Source organism: Silvimonas terrae (genome assembly GCF_014202765.1).
Taxonomy (GTDB): domain Bacteria; phylum Pseudomonadota; class Gammaproteobacteria; order Burkholderiales; family Chitinibacteraceae; genus Silvimonas; species Silvimonas terrae.
On sequence record NZ_JACHHN010000002.1, the window covers coordinates 54,182 to 71,010 of the forward strand.

Below are 16,829 nucleotides of genomic sequence, written 5' to 3' on the forward strand. Positions count from 1 at the left end.
CCGGGACGTTATCGTGAGTATTTCTGCTGCATTTATCAAACGCCCGATCGGCACATCCTTGCTGGCGGCCGCCATTTTGCTGGTCGGTATCGCCGTATGGAGCCTGCTGCCGGTAGCACCGCTACCGCAGGTGGATTTTCCGACCATTCAGGTTTCGGCCAGTTTGCCCGGCGCCAGTCCGGAGACCATGGCCTCCAACGTGGCCCAGCCGCTGGAGCGCCAGTTCTCGCTGATTGCCGGCCTGTCACAGATGACTTCATCCAGCGCACTGGGCACCACCCAGATCACGCTGCAATTTGACCTGAACCGCAATATTGATGCGGCGGCCGTGGATGTTCAGGCTGCCATTAACGCGGCCACTGGCCAGTTGCCCAACAACCTGCCTAACCCGCCAACCTGGCGCAAGATCAACCCGGCCGATTCGCCCATCATCGTGATGGCGATCCAGTCGGATACCTTGCCGCTGACCGAGGTCAATGACTACGCCGACAACATCCTGGCGCAGCAGATTTCGCAAATCCAGGGTGTGGGTCTGGTGAATATTGGCGGGCAACAAAAGCCGGCGGTGCGTATCCAGATTGATCCGGCCCGCTTGTCGAGCATGGGCATGAGTCTGGAAGACGTGCGCAACGTCATCGCCACCACCACCGTCAATGCGCCCAAAGGCACGGTTGATGGCGAACGCCAGAGCTTTACCGTGTACACCAACGACCAGTTGTTGAAGGCTGGGCCATGGAACGACATGGTCATCGCCTACAAGAACGGCGCACCGGTACGGATCAAGGACATTGGCGTGGCCATTGATGGCCCGGAAAATACCAAACTGGCGGGCTGGGCCTATGCCGGCAAGGCCAGTCCGGCCGATTCAACCGTGTTGAGCGGGCAGCATTCCATTGTGCTGGCGATTACCAAGCAGCCGGGTGCCAACGTGATCGAAACGGTAGAACGCGTGAAAGCCGCGCTGCCACGCTTGCAGGCCGCCATTCCACCCACCGTTCACGTCAACATTCTGACGGACCGTACCCAGACCATTCGGGCGTCGGTGCGGGATGTGGAATTCACGCTGGTCCTGACCATCTTGCTGGTGGTGGGCATCATCTTTGTGTTCTTGCGCAACGTGCCGGCCACGCTGATCCCCAGTGTGACCGTGCCGCTGGCCTTGATGGGCACGGCGGCGGTGATGTACCTGGTGGGCTTCAGTCTGGATAACCTGTCGTTGATGGCGTTGACCATCGCGGTGGGTTTTGTGGTCGATGACGCCATCGTGATGCTGGAGAACATCTACCGCCATGTGGAAGACGGTATGTCGCCCATGGATGCCGCCTACAAGGGGGCGGGCGAGATCGGCTTTACCATCATTTCGATCTCGGTCTCACTGGTGGCGGTGTTTATTCCGCTGTTGCTGATGGGCGGGATTGTCGGGCGCCTGTTCCGTGAGTTCTCCATTACCGTCACGCTGACCATTGCGGTGTCGGTGGTGATCTCGCTGACCCTGACGCCCATGTTGTGCTCGCGCTTTTTGCATGATCATCATGGCGAAAAACACGGCAAGCTCTATCAATTGTTTGAACGCGGCTTTGACGCCATGCTGGCCGGCTACCGCCGTGGACTGGATCTGGTGATGAAGCACCAGTTCATTACGCTGTGCGTGTTCCTGTGCACGGTGGCGCTGTCGGTGGTGCTGTTCATCTTCATCCCCAAGGGTTTTTTCCCGCAGCAAGATACCGGCTTTGTCTTCGGCTTTGCTGAAACCGCTCAGGACTCCTCGTTCAAAGCCATGAACGAGCGCATGCAGGCGCTGGCCGAGGTCATCCGCCAGGACCCGGATGTGGCCAGCTTCGCCATGGTTGGCGGTCAGAGCACCTTCAATACCGGTAACTTCTATATCAACCTCAAGCCCAAGGATGAAGGTCGTACTTTGAGTGCGGATGAGGTGATCACCCGCCTGCGCCCGAAACTGGCCAAGGTGGAAGGGGTGAACCTGTTCCTGCAAGCGGGCCAGGATATCAACGTGGGCGGTCGCCTGTCGCGGACGCAGTATCAATACACGCTGACCGATTCGAACCTGGATGAGCTCAATACCTGGGCGCCAAAACTGCTGGAACGTTTCCGCAAGGTGCCGCAACTGACTGACCTTGCCTCTGACCAGCAAAACGCAGCGGCCACAGCGGTGCTGACGATTGATCGTGCACGCGCTTCCAGCTTTGGCATCTCGCCTTCGGTGATCGATGCAACGTTGTACGACGCCATTGGCCAGCGCCAGGTGGCGCAGTACTACACCCAGGTGAACACCTACCACGTGGTGCTGGAGGTCAAACCGGAACTGCAACTGGACCCGGCGCTGTTCGACAAGCTCTATATCACCTCGCCGCTGACCAACCAGCAAGTGCCGCTGTCGACCTTCGTGCATATCGACACCAACAAGACGGCGTATCTGTCGATCAGCCACCAGAGCCAGTTCCCGGCGGTAACGATCTCGTTTAACCTGGCCAAGGGTGTGTCGCTGGGCGAGGCGGTGGACGCCATCGGCAAGGCTCAGGCAGAAATGGGCGTGCCGCAAACGCTGACCGGTGCATTCCAGGGCACAGCCAAGGCGTTTGGGGATTCGCTGGCATCGCAACCGTATCTGATCGCGGCGGCACTGGTTGCGGTGTATATCGTGCTGGGGCTGTTGTATGAGAGCTATATTCACCCGCTGACCATTCTGTCGACCTTGCCGTCGGCGGGGGTGGGCGCGCTCTTGATCTTGATGGCGGCGGGCTACGATCTCTCGGTGATCGCCTTGATCGGGATTATCTTGCTGATCGGCATTGTGAAGAAAAACGGCATCATGATGATCGACTTTGCCCTCACCGCCGAGCGCGAACATGGCATGGGGCCGCAGGAATCCATCTATCAGGCGTGTATCTTGCGGTTCCGCCCGATCATGATGACCACCATGTGCGCCTTGCTGGCGGGCCTGCCCTTGATGCTGGGGCACGGTGCGGGGTCTGAACTGCGCCGTCCGCTAGGTTATGCCATGGTGGGTGGTCTGGTGCTCTCGCAAGCGCTGACCCTGTTTACTACGCCGGTGGTATATCTATATCTGGATCGCTTCAGTCACTGGATTCAGACCCGGCGCTCCGCCAAAAAGCAGTCCCGCAAAGAGGCTGCCGTGTTGCAAGGGGCGGGCGAGTAAACCCGCCGGCCCACAAAAAAGCCGCATCGAGTGATGCGGCTTTTTTTATACCCGGTTTCCCGAGATATGGATTCAGGCGGCGGCGCCGTTCGCCAGTGGCGCATGGCGCGGGCCGTGGTAGGCGCCAATCCGGGCAGCCAGCGAGACTTCCAGGCAAATCTGCAAAAAGCGCTCGGCTGGATTGGATGCACGACCGACCAGCACGCCATCGATTTCTGCGCCGATCATCAAGCTCGCCGCGTTGTGTTCATCCACACTGCCGCCGTAGAGAATGCGCTGCGGAAAACCAACCCCGTTGTCCTCGTGCAGTTCCTGCAACAACTGACGCAAAACCCGGATCGTACCGGCCAGTTGAATGACGGAAATAACGGTGGAGCCATCCAGCGCCCATTGCGGCTGATAAACCAGGATCATGCGTGACCAGTCCGCGCCGAACAACGCCACTGCCTGCTGGAGCTGCTGTTGCAGCACTTTGGTGGTCTGGTTGCTGCGGCGCTGATCCGCATCTTCGCCAATACACAGTACCGGGGTGAGGCCACTTTGAATGGCTTGCTGGACCTTGTGGGCAATCTGGTGTTCGGCTTCGTTGAACATGCGCCGGCGTTCGGCGTGGCCAACGACCACGTATTTACAGCCGGCATCCACCAACGCACTGGCGGGGACATCCACCGCATCCGGAATATCAGGATCCAGGCTGCAGCTCTGGCCGCCAAGCACGTAACCGTTGGCGAGAAGCGGTGCTGCTGCTTCGGACAAAAATGCGTGCGCCGGACAAACAACAATTTCCACATCCTTGGGATGAGGTACTTCGGCCAGTTCGGCCAAAACGCCGGCGCTGGCTTCGCGAGAGACGTAGGTCTTCCAGTTCCCGATCACCAGGGGTTTGAGGTTTTCTTCACTCATCAAGATTCGACTCCGGGTTGCGGGGATGGATCTGGCTTTTCTTTGGTATAGCCTGGATGGGATTCCCGCACAGCGACGAGCCGGCAACCGGTCGTCATTCCGGTCAGCTTGAGCCCGTTGGCGGGGGCGCACATGAAAGGTGCATAAACACCTTAAACTGGCACGCCACCCACAATCAACCGGATTTTGTAGTTGTTGTCCGACAAGTACACAAACGGCGCCATCCGCACGAATGACTTGCCTGGATTTACGGTTTGAGGATGGTCGGCGTCGCATCCGGCAACATGCCAGGATAATCGCGGCTGTAATGCAGTCCGCGGCTTTCCTTGCGTGCCATGGCCGATTGCACGATCAATTGGGCCGTCGTCACCAGGTTGCGTAACTCGATCAGGTCATTACCCACGCGGAAATTGCTGTAGTAGTCGTGGATTTCGTGCTGCAGCAGTTCAATGCGGTGCAGCGCGCGTTCCAGCCGCTTGTTGGTCCGCACAATGCCGACGTAATCCCACATGAAGCGTCGCAGTTCATCCCAATTGTGGGCAATGACCACTTCTTCATCCGGATCGGTGACCTGGCTTTCATCCCATTCCGGGACCGCTGGCAAGGCCGCAGGTGGCGTGGCCAGAATGTCTTCGGCGGTGGCCTTGCCGATCACCATGCATTCGAGCAGGGAGTTGGAAGCCAGCCGGTTGGCCCCATGCAGCCCGGTGCAGGCCGCTTCGCCAACAGCATAGAGGCCACTGACATCGGTGCGACCATACAGATCGACCACCAGACCGCCGCAGGTGTAGTGTGCGGCCGGCACCACCGGGATCGGTTCACGGGTGATATCAATCCCCAATTCCAGGCAGCGCTGGTAAATGTTGGGGAAGTGTTCCTTGATGAATTCAGCCGGCTTGTACGAGATATCCAGGTACACGCAATCGTAGCCGCCTTTTTTCATTTCAAAGTCGATGGCCCGCGCCACGACATCACGCGGGGCCAGTTCAGCGCGCTCATCATGCTGCGGCATGAAGCGTGTGCCGTCCGGCAATTTGAGAATACCGCCTTCGCCACGCACGGCTTCGGTAATCAGGAACGATTTGGCGTGGGGGTGATACAGGCAAGTGGGGTGGAACTGGATGAACTCCATGTTCGAGACACTGCAACCCGCGCGCCAGCCCATGGCAATGCCATCGCCCGTCGCGACATCCGGATTGGTCGTGTATAGATAGACCTTGCCGGCGCCACCCGTGGCCAGCACGGTGTGACCTGCCACAAAGGTTTCTACCTTGTCGTTTGCTTTGTCATAGACATAAGCGCCCCAGCAACGGTCATCTGCAAGCCCCAGTTTCTTGCCGGTAATGAGGTCCAGCGCAATGTGGTCTTCCAGCACGGTAATGTTGGGGTGAGAGGCCACTTTTCTGGCCAGGGTGTCGATCACCGCCGCGCCGGTCGCATCTGCGGCATGAATGATGCGGCGATGGCTGTGACCCCCTTCACGCGTCAAATGGTAGCCGTGATAGTTGGTATCGCCGGAATCGTCGCGGGTAAAGGGCACGCCCATCTCGATCAGCCAGTCGATGGCATCACGTGAATTTTCAATAATGAAACGAGTGGCTTGCGCGTCGCATAATCCGGCTCCCGCAACAAAGGTATCCCGGATGTGTAATTCTATGCTGTCTGCATCATCCAGCACGGCGGCAATGCCGCCCTGGGCCCAGCCGCTGCCACCATCGCGCAGCGCCCGTTTGGTCACCAGCCCCACCTTCAAACTGTCGGCAAGCTTGAGGGCAATGGTCATGCCGGCAAGGCCGCTCCCCATGATCAACACATCGAACTGGCGCATAGCTACTCGTCGCTGTCGCAAAGTTGTAACTATAACAGCCTCTACCATTGGCCGACTTGCCAGTGGCATTAATTGAACGGTTTTTAAGCCGGTTTTAAGGCACGGATGCGACGATGAATACACAACGTCCGTCTTGTAAAACGGTTTTGTCAGCCCCACATAACAAAGAATCAATCAAGAAGGTCTGCATCTGACAGCAATCTGGATGGCATGCACAGCATGTCATGCTGCCAGTCTGGCGCGTGTGCTTGTTATCAAAATCAGGGGAGCCGCGCCATTTGCCCTGGAGTTATCCCGGTGTATTACCGGGATGCCATTGCTGTCATTTGAATATTTAGCAGGCCGGTCCTTACGGAGCCCGCATTGGAAAACCTAACCGAACGGGATGTCGATCAGGCTCTTGTCGTGCGCGCGCAAAGCGGCGACAAGAAAGCCTTCGAGCTCCTGGTCGCCAAATACCAGCGCAGAATTGCGCGTCTGCTTTCAAGGCTCATCCGTGACCCGCACGAAATCGAAGACGTAACGCAAGAGGCCTTCATCAAAGCCTATCGTGCCTTGCCCTCTTTTCGGGGCGAGAGCGCGTTCTATACCTGGCTTTACCGTATTGCCATCAATACCGCCAAGAATTACCTTGCGGCGATGGGCCGTCGGCCGCAGCTTGCTGCCGATTATGAAGACGACGAAGGCGAAACCCTGGATGCTGCGGCACAGATTCCGGATTACCATACGCCCGATGCTGAACTCTCCAACAGGGAGATTGTCAGAACTGTCAATGAGGTGGTCGACACACTTCCGGACGAACTGAAAACGGCCATCACGTTGCGTGAAATGGACGGTTTATCGTACGAAGACATCGCCGCCGTCATGAACTGTCCCATAGGTACCGTCCGATCGCGTATCTTTCGGGCTCGCGAAGCCATTGCCGGCAAATTGCGACCCTTGCTGGAGACAGTAGGCAAAGACAGGCGCTGGTAACAGGAATACACAGCACGACAAAGCCCGCTGGCGGCGGGCACCAAGAGGGTAACGAATCATGAAAGAACATTTGTCCGCACTGATCGACGGAGAGCTGGAACCAGCCGAGTTCGACCATGTTCTGGCGCAACTGCACGCCGATCCGGCCATGCGCAATGACTGGCAAGACTGGCACCTTGTGGGTGACGTGATGCAACAGCATCCCATTCTCTCGCCGGATTTCATGAAATCCTTTTCTGAGCGCCTTGCAGCTGAACCCGTCGTGCTGGTCGCTGCGGTCGCTTCACGCCGTCGTCGCTTCATGCGGCGTGCGCTGGCGCCGTTGTCTGCCGCTGCTTCTGTCGCCTTTCTGAGTGTGGTGGGCTGGCAAGCTTTCCACGGCGCATATACTGGTGCTCCGCTGGGTAATCCGCAGATGGCCGCCGCCAAGCAGCAGGTTGTACGCGTCGCGGCGACCGGTACCGACAACCGTTTCCGTGCTTACCTTGCTGCCCATCACGAAGATTCGGGCAACCCGATTGATGGCCGCGATATCGTTTACGCCTCGTTTGAGACCCAACCGACCAAATAATGATGAAAACCAAGGGCTGGATCCTTGCCGGCAGTCTGTTTCTGGCCGGCCACCGCTTGCTGGCTGCTACTCCCGTTGCCAATGAACTTTTGAATCCACAGGACGCAACCCAGTTGGTGACGCGCGTGGCCAATGCCGCGCGCACCGTGACCTTTCAGGGCGTCTACGTGCATCAGCACGGCGACAATATGGAAGCGTTCCGGGTTATTCACGAAGCCACTTCCGGCAACGACATTGAGCGCCGGGAATCGCTGGATGGGCCGCCTCGTGAATTTTACCGCCAGGGCAACCAGATCAGTCTGTATCTGCCAGGTGGCCAGGTGTACCCGATCGACCGTCGGCAGTCTTCCAAGCTGTTTCCGCGGCAATTTCCGGATGACCCGGAGCACGTACTGGTCAATTACCATGTGCGCTATATCGGCCAGGAGCGCGTGGCGGGGCAGGACACCAACATTTACGATTTCGAGCCCAAAGACAAACTGCGTTATCCGCATCGCTACTGGGTTCATACCGATACCGGTTTGATGCTCAAGTCGGTGATGCTGGGTGTGCGGCATGAGCCCGTTGAAGTCTTTGCGTTCTCGCAGGTGCAGATTGGCGGCACGATCGACAAACGTCAGCTCAAACCGGTTTACCCCGTCAAGCCGGCGCCGGTAGATGATGCGCCAGGCACGTTGACCCTGCCCAAAGATCCAGAATGGGATATCCATAATCTGCCGGGTGGGTTCCGCCTGTTGAAAGTGGGTCAGCGCCCCATGGTGGGCAAGCCGCGGCCAGTGATACACCACCTGTATGGTGATGGCCTCGTCACGCTCTCGGTGTTCATTGAACCGTTTGATCCGGCCGCACCGCTGGGTATTGCCCAGCAAGCCGGGATTACCGTGTTTGCCCGCAAAGCTGGCCCGTATCTGATTACGGTACTGGGTGAAGTGCCCGCTGAAACGGTTCAGGCATTTAGCTATGCCTATACGCCAAAAGGCGAAAAACCGAGCGCGCAGTAAGCGAAGCACGCATAATTGCGCATTGGTGTGCCCATTGAAATGAACTCATATGATTGAAAGCGAAGCACAAGTCGTCAGCCGTGAAGGCGAACATGTCTGGGTGCGGATTCGTCCCCATGCCCCTTGCGGCAATTGCGATCCGGAAACGGGATGCAAGTCGGTGGCCATTACCCGCATGTTTGGTAATGCCAAAGAGGCATTTCGTGTCCGTAATACCGTGGATGCCCAGCCGGGTGACTTTGTCCGTATCGGCGTTGCTGACGGCATGTTGCTGCGTACCGCGTTTGCCGCTTATGGCGTGCCCTTGATTGCCCTGATGGCTGGCGCGGTGATTGGCCGCAGCGTTGCACCGTTTGGCCTGCCAGACCTGGGCGCCGTCATCGGTGCTGCTGTGGGTTTTGTGGCGGGTTTCATGATTTTGCGTGGGCGCCGGCATCTGGCCACCCAGGCTGAACCGGCTACGCTGGAGCGCCTTCAACCTGGCGCGCAACCCATCAAGTTCTGTGATCGCAACACCCCCAGTCCGGATAGCGCACACTAAGCTTCAGGCTCTGCCTTGAACTTGTAGAGGGCGCGTTTGTCTGTGTTTGACCCGTTCCTGAACAGTGGCCAAATCATGCAAATCAAAACCTTGATGCTTAGCGGTTGTATTGCCCTCAGCAGCCTTGCTGCCAGCGCAGCAGTGACTGGTCTGCCTGATTTCACGCAATTGGTGGAAAAAGAAGGCAAGGCGGTGGTGAATGTCTCGACCACCTCGACAGTGCGCGAGTCGGACGAACAGTCTGGACTGGATGAAGACACGCTTAATCTTTTGCGCCGTTTTGGTTTTCCGGTCCCCCCATCGGCCGGGCAACAGCAACCACGCGAGCGTACAGCGCAGTCGCTCGGTTCGGGCTTCATCATTGACGCCAATGGCTATGTGTTGACCAATGCGCATGTCGTCGCGCAGGCGGATTCCATCAAGGTCACGCTGACCGACAAAAAAGAGTACAAGGCCACTGTCGTGGGTTCCGATACCCGCACCGACATTGCCCTGCTGAAGATTGAAGCGGCCAACTTGCCCAGAGTAGACCTGGGCAATTCTGATGCACTCAAGCCAGGCCAGTGGGTCGTTGCCATTGGCTCACCCTTCGGCTTTGAAAATACCGTCACCGCGGGGATTGTTTCGGCGACCGGGCGGCGTTTGCTGGATGAAAACCAGACCCCGTTTATCCAGACTGATGTCGCGATCAATCCCGGTAATTCTGGTGGACCGCTGTTCAATATGGATGGCCAGGTGGTTGGGATTAACTCCCAGATTTACAGCCGTTCTGGCGGTTTTATGGGCTTGTCGTTCTCCATTCCGATCAATGAAGCCATGAAAGTGGTGGATGAACTGAAGGCGCACGGCAAAGTGACGCGTGGCCGCATTGGTGTGGCCGTGCAGGCGGTTAACGACGATCTGGCCAGAAGCTTTGGCCTCGCAAAGACCCAAGGCGCATTGGTTTCTGCGGTAGACAAGGATGGTCCAGCCGGCAAGGCGGGCGTCAAACCGGGTGATATTGTGCTCAAATTCAATGGGCAGCCGGTGGAAGAGAGCGGTGATTTGCCGCGTCTGGTTACGGCGACCAAGCCGGGGTCCACGGCCACCATGCAGATCTGGCGTGACAAGGCAGCCAAAGATGTTTCGTTGACGGTGGGCACGCTGGACGAACAAGATGAGGCCGCGTCGGGCAAACCTGGCAAACAAGGCGGCAAAAAGAGTGATGAGGCGGTCTCCGCGCGTCGCTTTGGCCTCTCGCTGATTGAGCTCAATCCACGACAGTTGAAACAGCTGGGCATCAAATACGGTGTAGGCGTGCAGGGGGCTAGTGGTGCCGCCATGCGCGCCGGGCTGCAGGCCGGTGATGTGATCGTAGGCATTGCCGGGACTGATTTGACCAGCTTTGCCCAGTTGAAACAGTCGCTGGAAGCCCTCAAAGCGGGTGAAAGCCTGGCGCTTAGAGTGATGCGGCAAGATGGCTCCTTGTTCCTGACCATCAAGGCGCCCACAGACAAGGATAAATGAACGCAATGACCATGCCCATGCAGCTACGCCTTTACGGTCGCGAGTATTGCAGCCTGTGCCTTAATATGCGCGAGCAACTTGATGCGCTGTCGCGGCAACGCGGTTTTCATGTGACCTGGATCGACATTGACGACAATGACGATCTGGAAGACCGTTACGGCGAGCTGGTTCCGGTGCTGGCAGACAGTCTGGATGCAGAAATTTGTCACTACCACCTGGACCTGGAAGCGCTGGATGCCTGGCTGGTCAAGGCGCATTAAGTCAAGCCGGGCAGGGCGGCGGGCCGATGTTTTTGTTTGCAGCCCCGATTTCCGGTAAAATCCGTTCCAGTTATCCGGCTATCAACCGAGGGGCACGCAGGCGTGCCCCTTTTTGCAGTTGCGCGCCACATCTGCCCACTGCCTTGAAACAGACTGAAATCACTCGATGAAGCACATTCGCAATTTTTCCATCATTGCCCACATTGACCATGGCAAGTCGACGCTGGCAGACCGTTTTATCCAGTTTTGTGGCGGCCTCGAAGCGCGCGAGATGTCCGAGCAAGTGCTCGACTCGATGGACATCGAGAAAGAACGCGGTATTACCATCAAGGCGCAAACCGCTGCGCTGACCTACAAGGCACGTGATGGTCAGGTCTACAACCTGAACCTGATTGACACCCCGGGACACGTGGACTTCAGCTATGAAGTCAGTCGTTCGCTGGCTGCCTGTGAAGGCGCGCTGCTGGTGGTGGATGCCTCGCAAGGCGTGGAAGCCCAGACCGTTGCCAACTGCTACACCGCCATTGAACAGGGTGTGGAAGTGGTGGCCGTGCTCAACAAGATTGACTTGCCCGCCGCTGAACCCGAGCGCGTGATCCAGGAAATCGAAGACATCGTCGGCATTGAAGCTACTGACGCGGTGCGTGCTTCTGCTAAAAATGGCATCGGCATTGAAGACATCCTGGAAGAAGTGGTGCGTCGCGTGCCGGAGCCCAAGGGCAATCCGGATGGCCCGCTCAAGGCCTTGATTATTGATTCCTGGTTCGACAACTACGTGGGCGTAATCATGCTGGTCCGCGTGGTAGATGGCGAACTGCGGCCCAAGGACAAGATTCTGTTCATGTCGACCAAAGCGCAGCATCTGTGCGAACAGGTTGGCGTGTTTACCCCCAAATCGGTTCAGCGCGACGTCCTGCGTGCCGGTGAGGTGGGTTTTGTGATTGCCGGCATCAAAGAGCTGGCCAGCGCCAAGGTCGGCGATACCGTTACCCTGGTCAAGCCCGCAGCAGAAGCGCCGTTGCCCGGTTTCAAGGAAGTGAAATCGCAGGTGTTCGCCGGGCTGTATCCGGTGGAAAGCCACGATTTTGAAGCCTTGCGGGAATCACTGGAAAAACTGCAGCTCAACGATGCCTCACTGCATTTTGAGCCGGAAGTCTCGCAGGCACTGGGTTTTGGATTCCGCTGCGGTTTCCTGGGGTTGTTGCACCTGGAAATTGTGCAAGAACGCCTTGAGCGCGAATTCGACATGGATCTCATCACCACGGCACCGACCGTGGTGTACGAAGTGCTGATGAAAGACGGCACGATTGTCGAAGTGGAAAACCCCTCCAAGCTGCCGGACCCCGGCAAGGTGGAAGAAATCCGCGAGCCCATCATCACTTCCACCATCCTCGTACCACAGGACTACGTGGGCGCGGTGATGACGTTGTGCAACCAGAAGCGCGGCGCGCAACGCAATATGCAGTACATGGGCCGTCAGGTCATGCTGACGTATGACATGCCTATGGCGGAAGTGGTCATGGACTTCTTTGACAAGCTCAAATCTGTGTCGCGCGGCTATGCTTCGCTGGATTATGACTTCAAGGAATTCCGCTCTGACGACCTGGTGAAACTGGACGTGCTGGTCAATGGCGAGCGGGTCGATGCGCTGAGCCTGATCGTGCACCGCGCCAGTTCGGTGTACCGTGGCCGCGAACTTGTTTCCAAAATGCGGGAACTCATTCCGCGCCAGATGTTCGATATTGCCATCCAGGCCGCAATTGGCGCCCATATCATTGCCCGTGAAACAGTCAAAGCCATGCGCAAAGACGTGCTGGCAAAGTGTTACGGTGGCGATATTACCCGCAAGAAAAAGCTGCTGGAGAAACAGAAAGCAGGTAAAAAGCGCATGAAACAGGTGGGTAACGTGGAAATTCCACAAGAGGCTTTCCTCGCCATCCTGCAAGTCAGCGACAAATAACTACAAACACGGTCAACGGCATGTGCTGGCGGGGTGACGAAACGCCCCGCCTGTTCCAATCCAATCCATAACAAGGTTTCTGATGAACTGGCTTTTTATCGGCATCGTGGTGACTTTGCTTGGCCCGATCATGATCGCGCTGGGCAGCAAGCAGGAACGTACCGGTCCGGAAGCGCCGCAACTGGTGCAGTACGGTTACCTCTTTGCGATTGTGGGCGTGTTTATCCTGCTGGTGCAGTACCTGTCGATCGCTGCCGCCATGCTGGTGTTTGTCCTGCTGACCGGCATCGTCTGGGGGCTGGACAAGTTTGTGCTGGGTAAAAAGCGGGGCACTGCCCACGTGCCGGACTGGGTTGAATATGGCCGCGGCTTTTTCCCGGTGATCCTGGTGGTATTCCTGCTGCGCTCGTTCCTGATCGAGCCTTACCAGATTCCGTCTTCCTCCATGCGTCCGGGCCTCGTGGTCGGCGATTTCATTGTGGTGAACAAGTTTGCTTATGGCTTGCGTGTGCCTGTGCTGAACAATGTGTTCGTGCCGGTGGGCAAGCCACAGCACGGTGACGTGATGGTGTTCAACTACCCGGAAAACCCGGCAGTGAACTACATCAAGCGGACCATCGGTGTTCCGGGTGACACCGTGGAGTACCGCAACAAGCATCTGACCATCAACGGTCAGCCCGTGCCAACGCAAGATGCCGGTACGCTCGATTATGTGGAAGACGGCGTGCAGTTGGTGCGCAACAAGCAGTTCCTGGAAAAGCAGGGCGAGCATGTCTACAACACGCTGGAAGCCATCGAGAATCCGCCATACGTAATGCTTTCGGAGGTGCGTGACTTTCCGTACCGCGAAAACTGCCGCTATGATGACGAAGGTTTTACCTGCAAGGTGCCGGACGGGTATTACTTCATGATGGGCGACAACCGCGACCACTCTGCGGACAGCCGTTATTGGGGTTTTGTGCCGGACAAATACGTGGTGGGCAAGGCATTCCTGGTGTGGTTCAACCCCAAGCAGTTGAGCCGTATCGGTACCGTCATTCACTAAACACAGCCGCGCACGGCTGTTTGCCAACCGGGCAGGATGATCCGGGGGCATGAAGGGGACTATAAAAAATGCGCAAGCAAGCGGGTTTGTCGTTCTTTGGTTTTATCATCGTCGCCATGGTGATTGGTGCGGCGGCGGTAACTTTCTTCAAAGTGGTACCGGCCTGGGTTGAGTATTTCAATATCCAGAGAACCATCACTTCGCTGGTCAAAGAAGAAGGAAGCGCACCGCCTGCTGAAATTCGTGGCGCATTTGAAAAGCACGCGGAAATTGATGATTACGTCTCAGTGAAGGCAGACGATCTCAAAATCTCTCAGGCTGGTGGCACGACCAATATCAGCGTCAGCTACGAGCGTGTAGTGCCCTTGGTTGGTAATACCAGTCTGCTTTTTGCATTCGATATTTCCAAATCAAGCGGGCCGGCGGCAGGTCAGTAAACAGTGTCTATCGTGCTTCCTCCCGAGCACCTGCAAAAGGTGCTCGGTTATACCTTTTCCGAGCAGCGCCTCATCAAGCAGGCGCTGACTCATCGCAGCTTCGCTTCTACCCACAACGAACGCCTTGAGTTTGTCGGTGATGCCGTACTGAATGCGGTGGTCGGGCGTTCGTTGTACATCCATTTTCCCAAGCTCAATGAGGGTGAGTTGTCGCGCTTGCGCGCCAGCCTTGTGCGGCAAGAGTCTTTGGCCAATGTCGCCAGCGAACTCAATCTGGGCGACTATCTATGGTTGGGCGAGGGTGAACTGAAAAGTGGTGGTCATCGCCGCCCGTCCATTCTGGCTGATGCGCTGGAAGCGATTTTTGGCGCAGCCTGGCTGGACGGTGGTTTTGAAGCGGCGCAATCGATTATCGAGCGGCTGTTTGTCAGCCGTATCGAGTCCATTGATCCGGCGCGTGCGCTCAAAGACCCGAAAACTGCGCTGCAAGAGTGGTTGCAGGCCCGTCACCACGCCTTGCCGTTGTATGAAGTGGTACGGCAGGAAGGCGAGTCGCCCAATCTCGTGTTCGAGATGTCCTGCAGTATTCCGGCACTGAAAGTCACCACGCTGGCGCAAGGCCCAAGCCGGCGTTCAGCAGAACAACTTGCCGCCGGTGAAGCACTGGGTATGCTGAAAGAGAAATACCCAGGCAAAGCGCCCCGGCGCGCCTGAGTGTCCCGCCCGCTTGCCGGGCCGACCTGCAATTCAATTCAAGTCTGGAGCCTGTCATGGCTGATTCCGAAGTTATCGCCGGTGCGCAAAGCGCCGACGGGTTCCGTTGTGGTTTTGTGGCCATTGTCGGGCGTCCGAACGTGGGTAAATCCACGCTGATGAACCACCTGATTGGTCAAAAGATCAGTATCACCTCACGCAAGGCGCAAACGACGCGCCACCGCATTACTGGCGTGTATACCTCAGACGAAGCGCAGTTTGTCTTTGTCGATACTCCCGGTTTTCAGACCCGTTACAAAAACGCGCTGAATGATGCGATGAACCGCAACGTAACCACCACGCTGGCCGATGTGGATGCGGTGCTGTTCCTGGTTGAAGCCGGGCAGTTTGGCGCGGCCGACGAAGCGGTGCTCAAGCTGTTGCCCAAGCATCGACCCGTGTTGCTGGTGATCACCAAAATTGATCAACTGGCGCAAAAAGATGCGCTGCTGCCATTCATTGAGAAGATTGCCGGCCAGTTTGATTTTCATGCCATCGTCCCGGTCTCGGCCTTGCGCGGGCAGCAACTCGACGTACTGATGAAAACGGTACAGCCGCTGTTGCCAGAGTCCGTTCCGATGTATCCGGAAGACCATATCACCGACCGCAATTCCCGTTTCCTGGCGGCCGAGATCGTGCGCGAGAAGCTCTTTCGCACGCTGGGCGATGAGCTGCCTTACGCCATGACGGTTGAGATCGAGAAATTTGACGAAGAAACCATGCGTGACGGTCGCCCGCTTTATCGGATCTATGCCGCTGTGCTGGTAGATCGTGACGGTCAGAAAGCCATTTTGATCGGCAAGAATGGCGAGAAGCTCAAGCGGATCGCCACCGAGTCGCGCCAGGATATGGAAAAGCTCTTTGACGCCAAGGTGTATCTGGAAGTCTGGGTCAAGGTCAAAAGCGGCTGGGCAGACGATACGCGCGTGCTGCGTCAGCAAGGTTTTGAATAAAGCAGGCGGAGTCCAGATTTGGCGCGCCGCCCGCCCGGCTCTCCCGCTCCTGCCCCCAAAGTGTCCCGTACGCGCGGTGGCAAAGGCCAGCCGCGTGTAGACACGCAGCCTGCATTTATCCTGCATCAGTATGCCTGGCGCGAAACCAGTCGGCTGATTGAGGTGTTTTCTCGCGACCATGGTCGTGTCTCTATCGCTGCCCGCGGCGTGCAGCGGCCAGGTTCGCAATTACGCGGCACGCTGCTGGCGTTCCAGCCCTTGCTGATGTCCTGGTTTGGTGGTACTGACGTCAAAACGCTGCATGCCGCAGAATGGCAGGGTGGCATTGCCCAGCCGTCTGGTTTGCCATTGCTGTGTGGCTTTTATCTGAACGAACTGCTGGTGCGCTTGTTACCGCGAGAAGAACCCCAGCCGCGGCTGTTTACTGCCTACTATGAAGCGGTGCGGGATCTGTCGGCGCTGCCCGCCGCAGCCGGCAACGCCGTCGAGCCGATACTGCGCGGCTTCGAGCTCGCCCTGTTGAGTGAACTGGGTTACGGCGTTGATCTTGCCCATGACGTCACGGGCGCTGCTGTGGTGCCCGATCAACAATATGATTTTGTGGCAGGCCAGGGTTTGATCGTTGCTGACAGTCGTGGCGGCCGCTTTGACGGTGACGTCATGCAAGCCCTTGCCAAAGGCCTGCTTGCTGACGAGCGTGCGCTGGCGCAAGGCAAGTTGTTGATGCGGCAGGCGCTCACTGTGGCCTTGGGTGATGCGCCCTTGCACACGCGCCAGCTATTGCTGGACTTGCAACGCATTTAGGCCACGACCATTGGCAAAACGGGCCGATGTCCAGTTCTGGCTTGGGTGCAGGGCAGGAGTGGCTTATGATTAAGGCGTGAGTTTGCCCGGTGGCAGCGATACGCAACATTCAGG

15 protein-coding genes are annotated in these 16,829 nt (G+C 57.4%); 13 read left to right on the forward strand and 2 right to left on the reverse strand.

What is annotated here, in order from left to right:
- Window positions 1–13: 13 nt before the first annotated feature.
- A complete protein-coding gene (locus HNQ50_RS04465; RefSeq protein ID WP_184098062.1) occupies window positions 14–3,178 on the forward strand; it encodes a multidrug efflux RND transporter permease subunit in 3,165 nt (1,054 codons plus the stop codon).
- Window positions 3,179–3,250: 72 nt separating this feature from the next.
- Here HNQ50_RS04465 and HNQ50_RS04470 read toward each other — a convergent pair whose 3' ends face one another.
- Window positions 3,251–4,081: a triose-phosphate isomerase gene (locus tag HNQ50_RS04470; RefSeq protein WP_184098064.1), complete on the reverse strand. Its 831-nt coding sequence runs from the start codon at window positions 4,079–4,081 to the stop codon at window positions 3,251–3,253.
- 247 nt (window positions 4,082–4,328) lie between these two features.
- Window positions 4,329–5,909 (reverse strand): L-aspartate oxidase, encoded by a 1,581-nt coding sequence (nadB, locus tag HNQ50_RS04475; RefSeq protein WP_184098066.1) that lies wholly within the window; start codon window positions 5,907–5,909, stop codon window positions 4,329–4,331.
- A 363-nt stretch (window positions 5,910–6,272) separates the two neighbouring features.
- On the opposite strand from nadB, the gene rpoE reads away from it, so the two are divergent.
- The 12 genes from rpoE (at window position 6,273) to recO (ending at window position 16,715) form a co-directional block, all read left to right on the forward strand.
- Window positions 6,273–6,884: an RNA polymerase sigma factor RpoE gene (gene rpoE / locus HNQ50_RS04480; RefSeq protein ID WP_184098068.1), complete on the forward strand. Its 612-nt coding sequence runs from the start codon at window positions 6,273–6,275 to the stop codon at window positions 6,882–6,884.
- A 58-nt stretch (window positions 6,885–6,942) separates the two neighbouring features.
- A complete protein-coding gene (locus HNQ50_RS04485) occupies window positions 6,943–7,455 on the forward strand; it encodes a sigma-E factor negative regulatory protein (RefSeq protein ID WP_184098070.1) in 513 nt (170 codons plus the stop codon).
- Window positions 7,455–8,456, forward strand: coding sequence for a MucB/RseB C-terminal domain-containing protein (locus tag HNQ50_RS04490; RefSeq protein ID WP_184098072.1), 1,002 nt, complete (start codon window positions 7,455–7,457; stop codon window positions 8,454–8,456). Before HNQ50_RS04485 ends, HNQ50_RS04490 begins: the two co-directional genes overlap by 1 nt.
- Before the next feature lie 49 nt (window positions 8,457–8,505).
- Window positions 8,506–8,997 (forward strand): SoxR reducing system RseC family protein, encoded by a 492-nt coding sequence (locus tag HNQ50_RS04495; protein ID WP_184098074.1) that lies wholly within the window; start codon window positions 8,506–8,508, stop codon window positions 8,995–8,997.
- Window positions 8,998–9,072: 75 nt separating this feature from the next.
- The gene (locus HNQ50_RS04500) at window positions 9,073–10,503 is read left to right on the forward strand and encodes a DegQ family serine endoprotease (RefSeq protein ID WP_184098076.1); all 1,431 of its coding nucleotides are present in this window, start codon (window positions 9,073–9,075) and stop codon (window positions 10,501–10,503) included.
- Window positions 10,500–10,763: a glutaredoxin family protein gene (locus tag HNQ50_RS04505; protein ID WP_246428586.1), complete on the forward strand. Its 264-nt coding sequence runs from the start codon at window positions 10,500–10,502 to the stop codon at window positions 10,761–10,763. The genes HNQ50_RS04500 and HNQ50_RS04505 overlap by 4 nt, the downstream gene beginning before the upstream one ends.
- 166 nt (window positions 10,764–10,929) lie before the next feature.
- Window positions 10,930–12,723: a translation elongation factor 4 gene (gene lepA / locus HNQ50_RS04510; protein ID WP_184098078.1), complete on the forward strand. Its 1,794-nt coding sequence runs from the start codon at window positions 10,930–10,932 to the stop codon at window positions 12,721–12,723.
- 82 nt (window positions 12,724–12,805) lie between these two features.
- The gene (gene lepB, locus HNQ50_RS04515) at window positions 12,806–13,768 is read left to right on the forward strand and encodes a signal peptidase I (protein ID WP_184098080.1); all 963 of its coding nucleotides are present in this window, start codon (window positions 12,806–12,808) and stop codon (window positions 13,766–13,768) included.
- Between the two features lie 68 nt (window positions 13,769–13,836).
- Window positions 13,837–14,205 (forward strand): DUF4845 domain-containing protein, encoded by a 369-nt coding sequence (locus tag HNQ50_RS04520; protein WP_184098082.1) that lies wholly within the window; start codon window positions 13,837–13,839, stop codon window positions 14,203–14,205.
- Between the two features lie 3 nt (window positions 14,206–14,208).
- Window positions 14,209–14,919, forward strand: a complete 711-nt coding sequence (rnc, locus tag HNQ50_RS04525; RefSeq protein WP_184098084.1) for a ribonuclease III — start codon at window positions 14,209–14,211, stop codon at window positions 14,917–14,919.
- A gap of 56 nt (window positions 14,920–14,975) precedes the next feature.
- Entirely contained in the window at window positions 14,976–15,911 is a 936-nt protein-coding gene (gene era / locus HNQ50_RS04530; protein ID WP_184098086.1) for a GTPase Era, read from the forward strand.
- Between the two features lie 60 nt (window positions 15,912–15,971).
- Window positions 15,972–16,715 (forward strand): DNA repair protein RecO, encoded by a 744-nt coding sequence (recO, locus tag HNQ50_RS04535; protein ID WP_184098088.1) that lies wholly within the window; start codon window positions 15,972–15,974, stop codon window positions 16,713–16,715.
- The last annotated feature ends 114 nt before the right edge of the window (window positions 16,716–16,829 follow it).

Bases quoted from the DNA above. Each gene is read 5' to 3' on its own strand.
- HNQ50_RS04485 (WP_184098070.1), top strand. From the start codon at position 6,943: ATGAAAGAACATTTGTCCGCACTGATCGACGGAGAGCTGGAACCAGCC.
- HNQ50_RS04505 (WP_246428586.1), top strand. From the start codon at position 10,500: ATGAACGCAATGACCATGCCCATGCAGCTACGCCTTTACGGTCGCGAG.
- lepB (WP_184098080.1), top strand. From the start codon at position 12,806: ATGAACTGGCTTTTTATCGGCATCGTGGTGACTTTGCTTGGCCCGATC.
- HNQ50_RS04495 (WP_184098074.1), top strand. From the start codon at position 8,506: ATGATTGAAAGCGAAGCACAAGTCGTCAGCCGTGAAGGCGAACATGTC.
- lepA (WP_184098078.1), top strand. From the start codon at position 10,930: ATGAAGCACATTCGCAATTTTTCCATCATTGCCCACATTGACCATGGC.
- era (WP_184098086.1), top strand. From the start codon at position 14,976: ATGGCTGATTCCGAAGTTATCGCCGGTGCGCAAAGCGCCGACGGGTTC.
- HNQ50_RS04500 (WP_184098076.1), top strand. From the start codon at position 9,073: ATGCAAATCAAAACCTTGATGCTTAGCGGTTGTATTGCCCTCAGCAGC.
- HNQ50_RS04490 (WP_184098072.1), top strand. From the start codon at position 7,455: ATGATGAAAACCAAGGGCTGGATCCTTGCCGGCAGTCTGTTTCTGGCC.
- HNQ50_RS04520 (WP_184098082.1), top strand. From the start codon at position 13,837: ATGCGCAAGCAAGCGGGTTTGTCGTTCTTTGGTTTTATCATCGTCGCC.
- HNQ50_RS04470 (WP_184098064.1), bottom strand. From the start codon at position 4,081: ATGAGTGAAGAAAACCTCAAACCCCTGGTGATCGGGAACTGGAAGACC.
- nadB (WP_184098066.1), bottom strand. From the start codon at position 5,909: ATGCGCCAGTTCGATGTGTTGATCATGGGGAGCGGCCTTGCCGGCATG.